Below are 16,403 nucleotides of genomic sequence, written 5' to 3'. Positions count from 1 at the left end.
GTGCGGCCGGGCCCCGCGGGCGATGCGTCAGGCGGTCCGCGCGTGGACCAGGCGGGCGGCTGCCGCGCCCAGCAGCAGGACCGTCGGGACGGCCGCGACGAGCCAGGTCGCCGTCGTGGCGTCGCCGCCGATGAGCGTGGTGAAGTTCGCCAGCACGAGCCAGATCACCGCGGCGATGCCCAGGGCGCCCAGGGCGGGGGCGATCAGCGTGTTCCACGGCCGGGTGTCGAGGCGTTCGCGCCGGAAGAAGACGATCACGGAGACCGAGGTCAGGAAGTACAGCAGCATGCAGGCCAGGACGCCGACGCCGCTGAACCAGGAGAACAGGGTCAGGACCGGGTCCTTGCCCAGCAGGGCGAACGGCATGACAAGGAGGACGGCGATCGCGGTCTGCACGAGGCCCGCCGTCCAGGGCGCGGAGCGCCGGTTCAGGGTGCGCAGCCGGCCCGGCAGGAGGCCCTCGCGGCTGAGGGAGAACAGGTAGCGGTTGGCGGAGTTGTGGAAGGCGAGGACACCGGCGAACAGGGAGGTGGCCAGCAGGATGGGCAGGACGTCGTTGACCCAGCCGCCGAACTGGTCGGCGATGGGTGCGAAGACGAACAGCGTGGAGTCCCCAGACCCCAGGGCCTCGCCCGCGGCCGCGGTGGCCTTGGAGGCGCCGTAGGAGGAGATCAGCATCCAGGAGACGAAGGCGAAGAAGCCGGTGACGACGGCCACCGAGAGGTAGGTGGCGCGGGGCACGGTCTTGTGGGGTTCGCGGGCCTCCTCGCCGTAGATGGCGGTGGCCTCGAAGCCGAACATCGACGCCACGGCGAACATCAGGGCCACGCCGGGAGCGCCCTGGAGGACGGCGTCCGGCGAGAAGGTGTCGGCGGCGCCGAGGCCTTCGGGGCCGCCGCCGGTGACCAGGGTGACCAGGGCGAAGGCGAGCAGGATGCTGAACTCGGCGAGCACGAACACGGCGAGTACCTTGGCGCCGATCTCGATGCCGGCGGCGCCGAGGACCTGGACGACGGCCATGGTGACCAGGGCCCAGACCCACCAGGCGATGTGGACGTCGGCGTAGTGCTCGACCAGGCCGCTGACGGTGAAGCCGTACAGGCCGTACATCGCGGCCTGGACCGTGCAGTAGGCGAACAGGGCGACCGCGGCGCTGCCGCTGCCGGTGGTCCGGCCGAGACCCTTGCCGATGTAGGTGTAGAAGGCACCGGCGTTCACGACGTGCCGGCCCATCGCCACGAAGCCCACCGAGAACAGCAGGATCACGATGCCGGCGACGGCGTAGGCGGCCGGGGCGCCGGGGCCGTTGCCCACGGCTACGGCGATCGGGACGGCACCGGCGATGCCGGTGAGCGGCGCCTGCGCGGACAGGACGAAGAAGAGGATGCCCAGGACACCCAGGGCGTTGCGTTTGAGGGTGGCCGTGGGGCGGGGGCCCTCTCCGGTCTGCGGGGAGGCGTCGACCGTCTGACTGTCCACTCGGATCACCTGCTGAGGGGAAGGGAGGAGGTTTCGTTTTGAGCCAAACGAGTTGCCTCATGGTGGGCCGGAACTATCCATCTGGCAAGGGGTTGGGTACGGGAATTTACGACCCGGAAACCGCCCCCTCCGGGCATGCGAAGGCCCCCGCCGCGGACGCGACGGGGGCCCGGGCAGGCACCGTCAGTCGCGGCTGCCCAGCGTGCGCAGGAGCGAGCGCAGCTCGGCCAGGGCGGCCTCCGTGTCGGCGCGGTCGCCGATGCCGGTGAGCTGGTGCAGGACCAGGCCGTCCAGCGCGGCGAAGACCAGCCGGTTGAAGGCCGGGCTGGCGTCGTCGGGCAGCATGCGCTCCAGCTCACGCCGGGAGGCGGCGAAGTACTCGTCGTACAGCTCCCGCACCTGCCCCAGCAGCTCGGGGCGGCGGCGGGCCTCCAGGAGCAGCTCGTACTGGTACGCCTGGAGGTCCGCGTCGCTGTCCACCATGTCCGTCAGCCCGGCGACGAAGTCCTCGGGCCGGCCGGTGCCCGGCTCCAGCAGGCTGCTGCTGAGGCTGGAGCGCACGGCGTAGGCGAGGGACTCCTCGATCAGCGCGTCCCGGGACCCGAAGTGGTGCACAACCAGGCCGTGGGTGACGCCGGCCTCCTCGGCGACCGCCCGGTAGGTGAGGTGGCGCAGCCCGCGCCGCCCCACGACCCGGACAGCGGCCTTGAGCAGCGCCTCGCGCCCCTCCCCGTAGCCCAGCCGCTTGCGGGAGCGGGAGCCGGATTCCGGCGCTTCCTCGGCGGTTCCCGGCGCGGTCTCGGCGGATTCGGTCATGGCCGTGACCCTACCGGCCGGGCCGCGCGGCAGGTCACCGCAGCTGTCGGCGGCCATGGGGCTCCCCGTCGCCGGCGGACGCGTCGTGCACCACCTCCCCGTCCAGCACGGTGAGCACCACCGGCAGCTCGGGGAGGTCCTGCGGATCGGCGATGGTCCCTTCGGTGGGCACCGAGCCGTTGACGAGGACCAGGTCGGCGAAGTCGGGCATGGGTCCTCCGGTTGCTGGTGTCCGTCAGTCGCGGCGGGGCGCCCTGATGCCGCGGAACTCCCAGTCGCCGCCGAGCGCGGTGGACAGCACTTCCTCGGACTCGGTGGGCTGCGCGCCGACGTCGGCGCGGATCGGGGCCGGGCCGGTCACGATGCGGTTGGTGAGCCGGCCGAGCCCTTCGACCTCCACCTCGACGACGTCACCGGGCTGGACCGGGCGGGAGTTGGCCGGGGTGCCGGAGAGCAGCACATCGCCGGGGTGGAGCGTGATCGTGCGGGCGATGTCGGCGACGAGGTAGTGCATGTCCCACTTCATCTCGTCGGTCGAACCGTCCTGCACGACCTCGCCGTTGACGTAGGTGCGCAGCCGCTTGCCGTGGAAGTCCCAGTCGGTGACCAGGCCGGGACCGAGCGGGCAGAGGGTGTCCGAGCCCTTGACGCGGAGCATGGAGCCGGCGTCGGTGTCCCGGAAGTCGTGCAGGCCGTAGTCGTTGGCGACGGTGTAGCCCGCGATGTACTCCCCCGCCTCCCGCGGCGAGATGTTCCGCGCGGTGCGGCCTATGACGATGGCGACCTCGCCCTCGTAGTTGAGCCACTTGCAGCCCTCGGGGCGGACGATCGCGCCCTGGTGGGAGTTGAGGGAGGAGGTCGGCTTGTGGAAGTAGGTCGGGGTGTCGGGGAGTCCGATCCCGAACTCGTCCACGCGGCTTCGGTGGTTGAGGTGGACGGCGATCACCTTCGACGGCACGACCGGCGGAAGATGCTGTGCCTCGTCGGTCTTGACGCGGCGGCCGTCACCGGCGACGAGTTCGTCTCCGTCGACGGTGACCTGGACGGCGGCGCCGTCCAGGAGGATGCGGCGGTACTCGGGCATGGGGGCTCCTAGACGCGGGAGTGGGGATTGTGCGGGACGGGCAAGCCGGTGCCGGTCCAGCCGTCGGACGGGCGGTCGAACCACAGGTGGACCTGGCCGGTGCCGATGGAGTTCTCGTACTCGCCGTACTGGCGGGCCTTGGCCACGCAGGCCTGCTCGCCGAGGGCGCCGGCCATCATCAGGTAGTGGAAGAACTTCGCCTCGGGCTTGAACTTCCAGAAGGCGTCCATGGTGTCGAGGACCTTGTCGTGGCGGCCCTCCTTGAACCAGGCGATGCGCTCGTGATCGGCCTCGCGCGCCTGCGGGGTGAAGATGTGCTCCGGGTCGCTGGACTCGTGGTCGCGCAGCTCGCGCAGCGGCCAGAACGTGTGCGAGAGGGCGCCGGAGGCGATCAGCAGCACCCGCCGGCCGGGCGTGGCGGCGATGCCGTCGGCGAGCGCGCGGCCGAGGCGCAGGTGGTCCTCCATGTCGCCGGTCTGGCAGACGCCGATGGTCACCCAGCGCTTGTCCGGCAGACCCGCGCCGAGGAACTTCCAGAGGTTGATGGTGGCGTAGTAGATCGGCAGGTAGTCGTCCTCGATCGCGGTGATCCAGGTGCCGTGCCGGTCGGCGAACCGCTCGATGTTCCGGGCGAGTTCGGGGTCGCCGGGGAAGTCGTACGGCATCCGGCACATCCCGCGCGGCAGTTCCTCGGAGGTGAACAGCCCGGCGCGGCGCGTCTGCGCGGTGACGACGAACTCGACCGTGGTGGCCCAGTGCGAGTCCAGGACGACGACGGTGTCGTAGTCGTCGCGCTCGAAGACGTCCCGGCGCAGCTGCTCCAGGCCGGTGACGAGGGTGATCTCCTTGCCCTCGTTCAGCTCCAGCCGTACGGCCTCCGGGAGCACGATGGTGGGGACGTGGGCGAGCAGGCCCGCCCCGACGATCTCACCCATGGTCGTTCCATCCGTTCGGGGCGGTGACGGTGTTCTTCAGGTCGCAGTAGAAGTCGAAGCTCCAGGTGCCGCCCTCGCGGCCGACGCCGGAGAGCCGGGAGCCGCCGAAGGGGGCCTGGAGGTCGCGTACGAAGAAGCAGTTGACCCAGACGGTTCCGGCCACCAGCTGTGCCGTGACGCGTTCGGCGCGCTCGGGGTCGCCGGTGGCGAGGGTGGCGGCCAGTCCGAAGCGGGTGTCGTTGGCCAGGCGGACCGCTTCTTCCTCGCCCTGGAAGGTCTGCAGGGTCAGGACCGGGCCGAAGACCTCTTCCTGGACGATCTCCGAGTCCTGGGCGACGTCCGTGAGCAGGGTCGGGGCGTAGAACTGGCCGTCGCCCGGCTCACCGCCGATGACCGCGCGGGCCCCGGCGGCGAGGGCCCGCCGCACGAAGCCGTCGATCTTCTCCAGCTGGCGGGGGTGGATGTTGGGGCCGATGTCGGTGGCCTCGTCGCGCGGGTCGCCCTGGGTGAGGCGGCTCGCCCTGTCCACGAAGCGCCGGGTGAACTCCTCCGCGACGGACTCCTCGACGAGGATGCGGGTGGCGGCGAGACAGACCTGCCCGGCGTTGTCGTACTGCTCGACGGCGAGGTCGACGGCGAGGTCGAGGTCGGCGTCGGCGAACACCAACAGGGGGGATTTGCCGCCCAGTTCGAGGCTGAGCGGGGTGAGGTTCGCCGCGGCCGACGCGGCGATCCGGCGGGCGGTGGGCACCGAGCCGGTGAAGCTGATCCGGCGCACGTCCGGATGTGAGGTGAGGGCGTCGCCGATCTCGGCGCCGTAGCCCTGCACGACGTTCAGCACTCCTGCGGGCAGCCCGGCCTCGGCGGCGATGTCGGCGAGGAGCGAGGCGGTCAGCGGGGACCACTCGGCGGGCTTGAGCACGACGGTGTTGCCCGCTGCCAGCGCGGGGGCGATCTTCCAGGTGGCCAGCATCAGGGGGGCGTTCCACGGTGTGATCAGCACGCAGGGGCCGGCCGGGTCCCAGCTGACGTGGTTGGTGTGGCCGCGGGTGTCGAAGTCCGGGTGGTCGAGGTGCAGCAGCCAGTCGGCGAAGAAGCGGAAGTTGTGCGCCACGCGGGGCATCACGCCCCGGCGGTGGGAGCGCAGGAGGGCGCCGTTGTCGGTGGTCTCGACGATGGCGAGGTCTTCGAGCCGCTTCTCCACGCCGTCGGCGATGGCGTGCAGAATGCGGGCGCGTTCGGCGCGGGAGGTGGCGGCCCAGGCGGGGAAGGCGGCCTTGGCGGCGGCCACGGCGGCTTCGGCCTCGGCCGGTCCGCCGCGGGCGATCCCGCCGAGGACGGTGCCGTCGATCGGTGAGGCGTCGGGGAAGGTGTCGGCGGAGGCCACGCGCTCGCCGCCGATCCAGTGACGGGTGTCCACGGCGACCCCGGCGACCTTGAGGGTGTGCATGTCCGGTCTCCAAGTGGTGTCAGGCATAAGGGGATTACTCGGCGCCGGAGGTCCCGGACTCCAGCAGTCGGCCGCCGTCCCAGACGACGCCGACCTGGCGGTAGTACGCGGCGATCGGTTCGCGGATCTCCAGCCGGGCCAGCTCCTCGGTGGGCGCTTCGAACAGCTCCAGCTCGGCGTCACCGGTCCACGGCTGCCCGCCCTCGAAGGAGGCGGCGCCGGACTCGATCAGCTCGTCCAGGGCGAGGCCCTTGCCCGTCTCGATGGACGGCAGCCAGCGGTGGTGCGCCATGGAGTGCCCGTTGACGAAGCCGTTGGTCTCGGAGGGCTCCCGCAGGGTCACCACGGCCTGCGCCAGCCTGCGGTCGGCCGCGGCCAGCGTCGCCCCGAAGCGGGCGCCGGCCTCGATCCGCGGAGCGGGCCCGTAGGGGTGGGGGCGGGTCTGGTGGATCGAACCGAGCTTCTTCGGATACCCCTGGTGCAGCCCTCGCGCGATCGCGAAGTCCTTGTCGACCCAGATGTAGACGCAGCGGGAGTAGGTCTGCCCCCGGTAGGAGCAGCGCACGACCGCGAAGGCCTCCTTGTACTGCGACCGCACGGGATCGAGCAGTTCCTCCCCGGCCGTCGAGCAGGACTGCCAGTCGGCCCAGACCAGGGCGACGGCACCCGGGTCCTCCTCCGCCAGCTCAAGGGGCTCGGGCAGCAGTTCCCGCACCCGTGCGGGGTCGGTGCGGTACTCGACGGTCAGCAGGTCGCCGGAGTAGCGCCAGGGCGGGGAGGGGATCAGGGACGAGGCGCCGCTCGCCGTCTTGGGGTGGAAGTAACCACGGACACCGGTCACTTGGGGGCTCCTTACGCGGTGAGGGCGGGTTGCTTGAGCAGCTCGGCGCGGTAGCGGGCGGCGGCCGCGGCGACGGCCTGGCCGCCGAGCGCGACGACGCCGACGAGCCGGCCGTCGCGGTGGTAGCCGACGAGGACGTCTCCGTCCGGGGCGCCGTCCAGGACCCGCACGTCGTCCTGGCCGAGCGCCGGCGCCCCGAAGGACTGCAGCCGGAACTCGTGCTGATCGCTCCAGAAGGTGGGCAGTGGCGCGAAGGGCGCCAACTCGGGTTCCCTGCCGGAGAGATGGCCGGCCAGGACCCGGGCCGCGTGCTTGGCGGTGTCGGTCGGGATCGACCAGTGCTCCACGCGGCGCGGGACGCCGTCGTAGCGGGCGTTGGGGAAGCGGGCCACGTCCCCGACGGCGACCACCTCGGGCCGCCCGCCGGCCCGCAGCAGCGCGTCCGTGAGGACGCCGTCGGACAGGTCCAGGCCGTTGCCGTCGAGCCACTCGGTGTTGGCGAGGGAGCCGACCGACTCCACCACGACGTCGGCGGGCAGGACGGATCCGTCGCCGAGGACGACGCCCGTGACCCGGTCGTCGCCCTCGAAGCCGGCGACCGCCCGGCCGAGCGCGAAGCGGACGCCGCGCTCCTCGTGCCGTCTGAGCAGCGCGCGGGCCAGCACCTCGCCGAGCGGCCCGGCCATGGGCAGGGGCAGCGGGTCGACGACGGTCACCTCGGCGACGCCGAGGCCCACGGCGGTCGCGGCGACCTCGCAGCCGATGAAGCCGGCGCCGATCACGACGACCCGGGCTCCGGGCCGGGTCAGCGCCGTGCGCAGGTCCTGGGCGTCGTCGAGGGTGCGCACGGTGTGCCGGCCGGCGAGGGGTCCTGGGCAGTTCAGGCGCCGGGGGCGCATGCCGGTGGCGATGACGAGTCCGTCGTAGGAGAGCGCGGAGCCGTCGTCGAGGGTGAGGGTGCGTCGGTCGAGGCTGCTCGCGGTGACGCGGGTGCCGAGTCGCCACTCGACGTCGGTCACGCTCGCGCGGGGGCGGAAGGCCAGCGACGCGAAGGGCGCCTTGCCGGCCAGGACCTCCTTGGACAGCGGCGGCCGGTTGTAGGGCATGTGGGGTTCGGCGCCGACGAGGGTGATCGCCCCGCTCCAGCCCGCGGCGCGCAGCTGCTCGGCGGCGCGCAGGCCGGCCATGGAGGCACCGGCGACGACGACGCGTGCGGACGTCATCGCTCAGCCCTCGATCCGGATGGCCTGGAGCGGGCAGACGTCGGCCGCTTCCTCGACCTCGTCGCGCAGCGCGTCGTCCGGGTCGGAGACGTGGACGAGGTGGCCGTCGTCGTCCATCGAGAAGACGTCGGGGGCGGCGAAGACGCACTGGCCGTGGTCCTGGCACTTGTTCATGTCGACGACGACCTTCATGGCCGGTCCTCCTGAGGGAGCGGGAGCGAAGGGGGAGAAGTGGGGCCCGGCCGCTGATGACCGGGCCCCGGCCAAAGGGGCGCGGTGACCGCACCCCCAACTCGTTTGGCTTCAAACAAGGTAGGCAGGCACCACCCCCTGGTCAATACCTATCCAGATGGATAAATTCTTTGGACCGACCCCTTGCGGTCACCTCGGCCCCTGCCTACCGTTTGGCTTCAAACGTCAGGCCGGGAAGCCGCCTCCCACCCCGCGCCCCGGCCCTGACCTCCTACGCCACCCGCCACCCGGACACCGGTCCGGGGGTGTCCCGCCGTACGCCCGAGGAGACCCCGGTGAGCGCTCAAGACCTGTCAGAAGTCCAACGCCACATGGACCGGCTCGCCGCCGACGGCATCGACGTCGTCCGGGTCACCTATCCCGACCTGATCGGCACCGACCGGGCCCGTGACGTACTGCTCGAGGAACTGCCCCGCGCCGTGGAGCACGGCCTCGCCTTCTGCCGGGCCGTCTACCACACCAGCCCGCAGGGCGACGTCGTCCCCGTCAGCGGCGGCCTGGACGCCGGCCTGCCGGACATCTGCGTCCGGCCCGACCTCACCACCCTGGCCGCCCTGCCCTGGGAGCCGGGCGTCGCCACCTGCCTCGGCGACGTCCTCGACCCGGCCACCGGACAGCCCGCCCCCGAGTCACCGCGCGACCTGCTGCGCGCGGTCCTCGACCGCTGCCAGGACCACGGACTGAGCCCGGTGGTCGGCCCCGAGCTGGAGTACTTCCTGTGCGACCCGGCCCCGGCCGGCGGCTGGCGGCGCTACGGCGGCACGCCGGGCGTCGTCTACACGGCGGGGCTGCGCGCCGACCCCGACAACCATCTGCTGCGCACCCTGCGGCACCTGCGCGGCCTGGACCTCGGGGTGCTCAGCGGGAACCACGAGTTCGACGGCGGGCAGTTCGAGATCAACCTGCTGCACTCCGAGGCCCTGTCCGCCGCCGACCGGGCGTTCCGCTTCAAGGCCGCGATCAAGGAGCTGGCCCGGCGCGAGGGCAGACTCGCCACCTTCATGGCGAAGCCCTTCAACGACGCCGGTGGTTCCGGCTTCCATCTGCACCTGTCCTGCACCGACGCCGAGGGCCGCAACGCCTTTGACGACCCCTCCGGCGCCTACGGCCTGTCGGCCACCGCCCGCCACGCGGTCGCCGGCGTCCTCGCCCACGCACCCGCCCTGGCCGCGCTCCTCAACCCGACCGTCAACTCCTACAAGCGCTTCGGCCCCGACACCCTTGCCCCCTGGCTGGTCGACTGGGGCCTGGACAACCGCAGTGCCATGGTCCGCATCCCGCCCGAGCGCGGCTCCGGCGCCCGCCTCGAACTCCGCCTCGGCGACGCCAGCGCCAACCCCTACCTGGCCGTCGCCGCCACCACCGCCGCCGCACTCCTCGGCGTACTCGCCGCCGAGGAACCCCCCGCCCCGCTGGAGGGCTACGGCTACGACATCACCAAGGCCGCCGCGCTGCCCACGGACCTGTCCGCCGCGCTCGACGCTCTTGAGGCCGACACCGACCTCACGCAGCTGCTCGGCAAGGACTTCACCACCTCCTACCTCACCTACAAGCGCAACGAGGTCGAACGCTTCCAACGGCACGTCACCGACTGGGAGTTCACCGAGTACGCCTACCACCTGTGAAGGACCCTTCGATGACGACAGCCACCACCCCCGAGCCGACCGCCGCGCAGCCCATGCCCCTCGCCGACGTCGACCTCGCGAACCTCGACAACTTCACCGACGGCATCACCCCCTGGCGGATGTTCCACACCCTGCGCCACGAGGACCCGGTGCACTGGCAGCCCGAGGAGGCCCCCAACTCCGGTTTCTGGGCGGTGACCCGGCACGCGGACATCGCACGCGTCGACCGGGACGCGGAGACCTTCACCTCCACCAGGTTCGTCAACCTCGAAGAGGTCGACGAGGACCAGATCAAGAAACGCGCCTCCATTCTGGAACTGGACGGCGTCCGCCACCGCGCCCTGCGCAGCGTCATCCAGCGCCAGTTCGGCGCCTCCGTCATCAACAGCTACACCGACTTCCTGCGCGGCCTGACCGCCAAGACCCTGGACGCGGCCCTGGCCAAGGGCACCTTCGACTTCGTCAAGGAGGTCTCGGCCGACTTCCCCATCAACGTGCTGGCCCGCCTCCTCGACGTACCCCCGGAGGACAACCAGCAGCTCATCGACTGGGGCAACCGCATCATCGGCAACACCGACCCCGACTACGCCGACGTACTCCTGCACAGCGAGGAGAGCGAGAAGTACCGCGACCTGCCCTTCCGCTCCCCCGCCTCGCTCGAAGTCTTCGAGTACGGCCGGGAACTGGCCCGGCAGCGGCGCGGCGGCGACGGCGGCGACCTGGTGTCACGGCTGGTCAACACGACCCCGCGCGACGGCGTCCCGCTCTCCCCGCAGGACTTCGACAACTACTTCCTGCTGCTGGTCGTGGCCGGCAACGAGACCACCCGGCACACCATCACCCACTCCATGCTCGCCCTGCTGCAGCACCCCGAGCAGCTGGCCAGGCTCAAGGACGACCCCTCCCTGATCCCCACGGCGGTCGAGGAGTTCCTGCGCTGGGCCTCCCCCGTCTACCACTTCCGCCGCACGGCGACCCGGGACGTCGAACTCGGCGGCAAGCGGATCAAGGAGGGCGACAAGGTCGTCATGTGGTACGCCTCCGGCAACCGCGACGAGGAAGTCTTCGGCAATCCCTACGACTTCGACGTGGCCCGGCAGAACAACGACCACGTCACCTTCGGCAAGGGCAGCCCGCACCTGTGCCTGGGCAACCTGCTCGCCCGCACCGAGATCCGCATCATGTTCGAGGAGCTCATCCCCCGCCTCGCCGACATCCGACTGGCCGGCGACGTACCCAGGGTGCGCTCGAACTTCGTCAACGGCATCAAGAAGCTGCCGGTGTCGGTGACCCTGGCGTGACGGGCGTACGGGCCGCCGCCCGAGCGGCAAACTCGGTCGACAGGCGGCGCCGCGAGGCACTGTGATGGCTCCAGGTGCCCGCCGCACGGAGCGCGGGCCGACCACAGGAGCACCCTTGCCGACCGAGTCCACCGCGGACACCCGACCCCACATCGACGAGGCGCTGACCAGACGCCTGGTCGACACCCAGTTCCCGCAGTGGCGGCACCTGCCCCTGAAGCTCCTCGACCCGGCCGGATCCGACCATGTGATCTACCGGCTGGGCGAGGAGCTGTCCGTCCGGCTGCCCCGTCACGCCGGAGCCATCGGGCAGGCCAGGAAGGAATTCCAGTGGCTGCCCCGGCTCGCCCCGCACCTCCCCCTCGCCATCCCGGTACCGGTGGGGGTGGGCGAGCCGGACTTCGGTTACCCGTGGCCGTGGGCGGTATCCCGCTGGCTGGACGGCGAGGTGGCGACCGTCGAGACGCTGGAGCACTCCACCAGGGCGGCCACGGAGTTGGCCGAGTTCCTGACCGCCCTGCAGCAATCCACACCTTCAGAGATCCCCGACGCGAACAGCCACGAGGGCCTCACCGGTAGTCCGCTGTCCGATCGCGACCACGCGACCCGGGCCGCCATCACCGAGGTCGACGGCGTATTCGATGCCGCGGCGATGACCGAACTCTGGGAGGCCGCACTGAGCGCCCCCGACTGGGGACGCTCCCCGGTCTGGTTCCACGGCGACTTCCACACGGGCAACCTGCTGACCGTCGACGGCCGCATCAGCGCCGTCATCGACTTCGGGGGACTCGGCATGGGCGACCCGGCCTGCGACCTGATGATCGCCTACACCCTCCTGTCGGCCGAGAGCCGAGCCGTCTTCCGTGAAACTCTCGGTGTGGACGACGCCACGTGGCTGCGGGGGCGCGGCTGGGCGCTGGCCACCGGACTGAACGCGTACACCTACTACGCCGCCGTCAGCCCGCGCGTCGCCGCGCAGACCACCCGGCAGATCAACCAGGCCCTGATCGGCTGACGGTCTCTCACGCTGCGAGGTCGAGGCAGCGTCACTGTGAGGTCATGGCATCGTCGTACACGCCCTGGAACGCGCCGACCACGAGGACCACGACCCCCGCCAGGACGGCCAGACCGAAGAGCAGGACGCCCAGGGCGAACACCGTGTCCCAAAGCTTGCGGCCCCAGGAGTGGCAGACGACGGCGCGGGCCGGATTCGCTGGGTGGTAGGAGATCGGCGCGGTCGCGGCGCTGCCCTTCACGTACATACGACGGACCGCACCACCCGTGCACGGATTCGCCCGATCGCCGCGAACGGGATCCGCACTTCCTCGGCCCTCCCCCTCAGCACCAGTACATCGCCGTCACACCGGAGCACAGCGCCTCGGAGACCACGCAGGACGGGAAGGGGAGAAGAGGTCGACATGGGCATGATCGTAGGAGTTGGCGTGAAGTCGGCCCACGGCGGGGTCAGGGCCACGGTCGAGGGAAGAGGACGGAGCGATGGCGACGTACGACCAGCTGACCGAGTGGGCTGGTCTCAGGCATGTCACCCGAGCCGAACAGGACGTTGTGGTCGGCTGGCGGATCCCGGCCAAGATAAAGGCACTCCTCGTCGAGGTGGGCATTCCGGCAGCCCAGCGCCTCATTGAACGAGTCGTGATACAGAGCGAGCCCGAGCCGGCCCTGCACACGTGCCGGGGCTCGCTCTACCGCCTCTGCGGTCTACTTCGTCATGCCGGACGGGGAGGCATGGTTCGCCAACTCGGGTGTCGGCGTGTGGCTCAACGTCCTTCATTGTTACGGCAGTCGCGTCACGGTCTCAGAGCTGCTCAGCGAGCCGGACGGCCCCGAAGGGCACCTCTCCGAAGGGGAAGAAGAGCAGGCCTTCGCCGAGCTGAACCGGCTGGCCGAGGAGCTGAAGGAGATCGACCCGGCGGCGTTCGGCGGCTACGAGGGGTTCCTCTGGACAGGGCACCTGGACCGCTGGCTCTACTGACCTCGGACGGCGGCGCGGAGGTCCGCTCCGAGAGGCCAACGGGGTGTTCTCCCGGCAGTGTCAGGCGGTTGGCTCGGAGCCGCTCGGCCATGCTGGAGCACGCCCCCTCCCCTCTCGTGACAAGGAGCACTCCATGGTCATGGACACGGTCGGACGATTCCTGACAGCCCTGGACCCGGAGCAGCGCGAGGCCATCGGTGCCAAGTCGCGCCAGGAGCAGGACCGCCTCGCGGCGGCCTGGGAACGGGAGCTGGAGGCGGACGACGAACTCGACACCCTCGACGAGCTGTCACCGCCCGCGGCGGAGGCCGAGGCGGCGCGGCGCGTCCTGGAACGCGAGAGCGAGTAGCAACGCCTGGCACGGCATCGCCTCATGTGAGTGCCGCCAAGGTTCGCTCTGCGGGGTCAGCGCGGGGTGACCGTCACCGTCACCTCGGCGCCCCGGCGTGCGTGGACGCGGGCAATGGCCGAGCGGTCGGCCGGCAGGACCGGGGTGGATGTGGTCGCGGGGCCGGTGACCGAGATCCGCCAGCCGCCCGGCCGGGACGGTACGCGGATCTCCGTGGCGCCGTGGCCGGCGCGGTAGGCGAGGCGGTAGGTGCCGGTCTCGGGGGTGTGGTGCTCGGCGATGACCGTTCCGGCGACGGCTTCGGCGTACGGAGCGGCCGTCCGGTCCTTGTTCGGCCGTAGCGCGCCTGTGTCGTCCAAGGCGCAGTAGCCGCCGCCGTAGCACCAGACATAGCCCGCCCAGCCGGAGGTGTAGCGGCCCAGGGAGACGAGCGCGTCGCGATAGAAGCGGCCCATGTTGGGGAGCCCGTTGTTGAGGGGGCCCCACTCCCCCACCAGCACCGGCACGCCGTACTGCCGGGGGTAGACGGTCACGGCCGCCTCGTAGGCCTCGATCCAGCCCGCGGCCGGGTCGTAGTCGGACCCGGCCTCCATCGCCGTGTTGTAGAAGTGCGGGGCGTACACCGTCTTCGGGTCGTCGATGCGGCCCAGCGCCGTCGGCAGCCCCTCGCCCACGATCGGGGTGGGTTCGAAGAAGATCCAGGCGTCCCGGTCGACCGAACGGACGGCGTCGGCCAGCCGGTTGTACATCGGGGTCAGCTGCTCGGCCTCGATCCGGGCCGCCGCGCTGGGCAGGTCCTCACCGGGGCACAGCTCGCCCATCGGCTCGTTGATCAGGTCGTAGCCGAGCACGGCCGGATGGTGGGCGAACCGCCCCGCCAGGACCCGCCACATGTCGGCCTGAGCGCGCCGCAGGTCGTCGTCCTCGTACAGGTGCGTGAACGCCCGCTGCACGGCGGGCTCGAAGTACTGCGAGAACCAGTCCTCGGGGTGCGGGGTGAACGGCAGCCCGTCCGTCCTGGTCGCCCACGTGGGGATGCCGCGGTGGCCGAAGGCAGGCCCGAACACGTCCTGGTGGGCGTCGATCAGGACCCGCACCCGGTACTTGTGGGCCCAGTCCAGGACACGGTCGATCCGGCGCAGATACCTCTCGCTGTACTTGCCGCGCTCGGGCTCGAGGTCGTCCCAGAACACCAGCAGCCGGGCGAAGTTGAAGCCGTTGGCGTGCAGGTCCCTGAAATGGCGCTCGGTGATGGCGGACAGCGCCTGCTCGCCGCGGTGCGTCTTGTCCTCGACGTTCCAGCCGCGCAGGGTCAGCGTCCGGCCACGGTCGTCCGTGATCCGGGGGATGTCCGCGACGTGCGGTGCGTCGACGTTCCCTCCGCTCTCCCTGGTGCCCGCTTGGGCCTGCGTCCCCGCTCCCAGCAGGACGGCGCAGACGAGCGCGGCGAACAGGCGTCGGTGCATGGGCGGGCCTCCGGCGGCTCGACAGCGTGGGCGCCGCACATCACACCAGCAGAACTGACGGTCCATCAAGAGTCGTGACACAAGGGGCTCGTGTTCAGCGCTTGCCGACTCCCATGTGCCGCCTGCCGCCACCGCCAGACCTCGTGCCGCACGCCCAGGCATGGGAACACCTCGATGGGGCATTCGGAAAAAGCACTCGACAGTAAGGAATCTGCGGTCCATCAGGTCCGCACGATCGACAACCGGGAGTGTTTCATGGCGAGTTACGGCAAATCCAGTGCCGCGTACCCCAGGTCGCGCACCAACGGCCTGGCTATAGCCAGCCTGTGCTGCGGTATCGTCGGGCTGTTCTTCCTGAACATCATTCTGGGCCCCTTGGCCATCATTTTCGGGGCCGTCGCACGTCGGCAGGCTGCGGTCAAGAACGGTGCGGGCATGGCGAAAGCCGGCATCATCCTCGGCATCATCGACGTCGTTCTGTGGATCGTGCTGCTGATCGTCGCCGCCAGCAACGGCGGATTCAGCTGGTACGTGGGCGGCTGATGCCCCCATCGTCCCGCGGCAAGGCGGCCACGGCCCGCGACATCGCGGGCCAGGCCGTCGCCCGCACCCCCTGTTCAGGGAGAAGGCTCCCTACGCCGTCGCACGGCGAACGCTCAGTCGACACAGAATTCGTTGCCCTCGATATCCTGCATCGCGATGCAGGACTCGTTCTCTTCGTCGGCGGGCAGCACTTGCACGAGCACCGCGCCGAGCGCGATCAGTCGTTCGCTTTCGGCCTTGAGCGTGGCCAGGCGTTCTTCTCCCACGAGTCCGGTGCCGACCCGCACGTCGAGATGCACCCGATTCTTGACGGCCTTTCCCTCGGGAACGCGCTGAAAGTACAGGCGCGGGCCCACACCTGAGGGATCAACGCAGGCGAACCACGAATCCTGTTCCTCGGGCGGTTGCGCGCCCTTGTATTCGTCCCAGGTGGCAAACCCCTGCGGGGGTGGCGGTACGACGTACCCCAACACCTCGCACCAGAAACGAGCTACACGTTCAGGTTCCGCGCAGTCGAAGGTGACCTGGAATTTCCTGATCGATGACATCGGACCACCGTAGCAGCGGAGGCCGTTGCTGATCATTTCCATTTTGCCGCGACGCACCTATGCCCCGGCAGGGCTCAGGCCGGCGCCGGCAAGTCCATCGGCGCGAGCTCGGTCGGGTCGATCACGATCCTGATGCCGGTGATACGGGTGATACGGGCTTCGGTGACAGTGAACGCGACGAGCGAGAGCGGGGTGCCGTCCAAGCGCCAGGACATGATCCCTGGGAGGCCGTCGACGAGGACCTTCGTCGAAACGGCACCGCCGACAAGTCGTGCAGGACGAACGCCAGCCGTTCGCTCGGCCCGAGCGACTCCAGAACGACGAGCAGCGCGCGCCCGACCGAGTCGGCGAGCACCGCGTCGTCCTCGGGAACCCCTGGCCGAGGCCGCCACCCGATATCCAGGACGGCGCGATCATCCTGGAGATCGCGATGACCAACTTCTTCAACCGGATCGACCGCGCGGTCCGGGAGCAGGCCGGCAAGGCCCGGTGAACCGG

General features: G+C 70.7%; 19 protein-coding genes and 1 pseudogene. 6 read left to right on the top strand and 14 right to left on the bottom strand.

Going from position 1 to position 16,403, the window contains the following annotated elements; translation table 11 throughout:
- Positions 1-27: 27 nt before the first annotated feature.
- The 9 genes from AC068Z_RS06660 to AC068Z_RS06620 all read right to left on the bottom strand — a co-directional run bounded on the left by AC068Z_RS06660 (position 28) and on the right by AC068Z_RS06620 (position 8,020).
- Positions 28-1,479, bottom strand: coding sequence for an APC family permease (locus AC068Z_RS06660; protein ID WP_478552944.1), 1,452 nt, complete (start codon positions 1,477-1,479; stop codon positions 28-30).
- 183 nt (positions 1,480-1,662) lie between these two features.
- Positions 1,663-2,295 carry a TetR/AcrR family transcriptional regulator gene (locus AC068Z_RS06655; RefSeq protein WP_478552942.1) on the bottom strand — a complete coding sequence of 211 codons (633 nt, stop codon included), beginning with the start codon at positions 2,293-2,295 and terminating at the stop codon, positions 1,663-1,665.
- A gap of 34 nt (positions 2,296-2,329) precedes the next feature.
- Positions 2,330-2,506, bottom strand: a complete 177-nt coding sequence (locus AC068Z_RS06650; RefSeq protein WP_478552940.1) for a hypothetical protein — start codon at positions 2,504-2,506, stop codon at positions 2,330-2,332.
- A 24-nt stretch (positions 2,507-2,530) separates the two neighbouring features.
- Positions 2,531-3,379, bottom strand: a complete 849-nt coding sequence (locus AC068Z_RS06645) for a fumarylacetoacetate hydrolase family protein (RefSeq protein ID WP_478552938.1) — start codon at positions 3,377-3,379, stop codon at positions 2,531-2,533.
- 8 nt (positions 3,380-3,387) lie between these two features.
- On the bottom strand, positions 3,388-4,314 hold the full coding sequence (locus tag AC068Z_RS06640) for a 3,4-dihydroxyphenylacetate 2,3-dioxygenase (protein ID WP_478552936.1): 927 nt from the start codon (positions 4,312-4,314) through the stop codon (positions 3,388-3,390).
- Complete coding sequence (locus AC068Z_RS06635; RefSeq protein ID WP_478552934.1) at positions 4,307-5,764, bottom strand: aldehyde dehydrogenase; 1,458 nt, start codon at positions 5,762-5,764, stop codon at positions 4,307-4,309. The genes AC068Z_RS06640 and AC068Z_RS06635 overlap by 8 nt, the downstream gene beginning before the upstream one ends.
- Before the next feature lie 34 nt (positions 5,765-5,798).
- Complete coding sequence (locus tag AC068Z_RS06630) at positions 5,799-6,605, bottom strand: acetoacetate decarboxylase family protein (protein ID WP_478552932.1); 807 nt, start codon at positions 6,603-6,605, stop codon at positions 5,799-5,801.
- Positions 6,606-6,616: 11 nt separating this feature from the next.
- Entirely contained in the window at positions 6,617-7,828 is a 1,212-nt protein-coding gene (locus AC068Z_RS06625; protein WP_478552930.1) for an NAD(P)/FAD-dependent oxidoreductase, read from the bottom strand.
- A gap of 3 nt (positions 7,829-7,831) precedes the next feature.
- Positions 7,832-8,020: a ferredoxin gene (locus tag AC068Z_RS06620; RefSeq protein WP_126898499.1), complete on the bottom strand. Its 189-nt coding sequence runs from the start codon at positions 8,018-8,020 to the stop codon at positions 7,832-7,834.
- A gap of 335 nt (positions 8,021-8,355) precedes the next feature.
- Here AC068Z_RS06620 and AC068Z_RS06615 point away from each other — a divergent pair, with 335 nt between their 5' ends.
- From AC068Z_RS06615 to AC068Z_RS06605, 3 genes are all read left to right on the top strand, one after another.
- Positions 8,356-9,705 carry a glutamine synthetase family protein gene (locus AC068Z_RS06615; protein ID WP_478552927.1) on the top strand — a complete coding sequence of 450 codons (1,350 nt, stop codon included), beginning with the start codon at positions 8,356-8,358 and terminating at the stop codon, positions 9,703-9,705.
- 11 nt (positions 9,706-9,716) lie between these two features.
- Positions 9,717-11,006: a cytochrome P450 gene (locus tag AC068Z_RS06610; RefSeq protein ID WP_478552925.1), complete on the top strand. Its 1,290-nt coding sequence runs from the start codon at positions 9,717-9,719 to the stop codon at positions 11,004-11,006.
- Positions 11,007-11,121: 115 nt separating this feature from the next.
- A complete protein-coding gene (locus AC068Z_RS06605) occupies positions 11,122-12,021 on the top strand; it encodes an aminoglycoside phosphotransferase family protein (protein ID WP_478552923.1) in 900 nt (299 codons plus the stop codon).
- A 31-nt stretch (positions 12,022-12,052) separates the two neighbouring features.
- On the opposite strand, the gene AC068Z_RS06600 is transcribed toward AC068Z_RS06605, so the two are convergent.
- A complete protein-coding gene (locus tag AC068Z_RS06600) occupies positions 12,053-12,268 on the bottom strand; it encodes a hypothetical protein (RefSeq protein WP_478552921.1) in 216 nt (71 codons plus the stop codon).
- Positions 12,269-12,735: 467 nt separating this feature from the next.
- Between AC068Z_RS06600 and AC068Z_RS06595 the strand changes: the two genes are divergently transcribed.
- On the top strand, positions 12,736-12,999 hold the full coding sequence (locus tag AC068Z_RS06595; protein ID WP_478552920.1) for an SUKH-4 family immunity protein: 264 nt from the start codon (positions 12,736-12,738) through the stop codon (positions 12,997-12,999).
- Between the two features lie 133 nt (positions 13,000-13,132).
- A complete protein-coding gene (locus tag AC068Z_RS06590; protein ID WP_478552918.1) occupies positions 13,133-13,348 on the top strand; it encodes a hypothetical protein in 216 nt (71 codons plus the stop codon).
- 56 nt (positions 13,349-13,404) lie between these two features.
- On the opposite strand, the gene AC068Z_RS06585 is transcribed toward AC068Z_RS06590, so the two are convergent.
- On the bottom strand, positions 13,405-14,814 hold the full coding sequence (locus AC068Z_RS06585) for a cellulase family glycosylhydrolase (RefSeq protein ID WP_478552916.1): 1,410 nt from the start codon (positions 14,812-14,814) through the stop codon (positions 13,405-13,407).
- Between the two features lie 255 nt (positions 14,815-15,069).
- Between AC068Z_RS06585 and AC068Z_RS06580 the strand changes: the two genes are divergently transcribed.
- Complete coding sequence (locus tag AC068Z_RS06580; RefSeq protein ID WP_478553748.1) at positions 15,070-15,357, top strand: DUF4190 domain-containing protein; 288 nt, start codon at positions 15,070-15,072, stop codon at positions 15,355-15,357.
- Between the two features lie 113 nt (positions 15,358-15,470).
- On the opposite strand, the gene AC068Z_RS06575 is transcribed toward AC068Z_RS06580, so the two are convergent.
- The 3 genes and pseudogenes from AC068Z_RS06575 to AC068Z_RS06565 form a co-directional block, all read right to left on the bottom strand.
- Positions 15,471-15,905 carry a VOC family protein gene (locus AC068Z_RS06575; protein ID WP_478552914.1) on the bottom strand — a complete coding sequence of 145 codons (435 nt, stop codon included), beginning with the start codon at positions 15,903-15,905 and terminating at the stop codon, positions 15,471-15,473.
- Between the two features lie 74 nt (positions 15,906-15,979).
- Positions 15,980-16,108, bottom strand: coding sequence for a hypothetical protein (locus AC068Z_RS06570; protein ID WP_478552912.1), 129 nt, complete (start codon positions 16,106-16,108; stop codon positions 15,980-15,982).
- A gap of 47 nt (positions 16,109-16,155) precedes the next feature.
- Positions 16,156-16,278 (bottom strand): annotated as a pseudogene (locus tag AC068Z_RS06565) (RNA polymerase subunit sigma-70); the annotation flags it as partial.
- Between the last annotated feature and the right edge of the window lie 125 nt (positions 16,279-16,403).

This window comes from Streptomyces sp. NPDC043726 (assembly GCF_056436565.1).
Note: the sequence above shows the minus strand (reverse complement) of the source record. Positions and strands in the feature narration are given on the sequence as shown.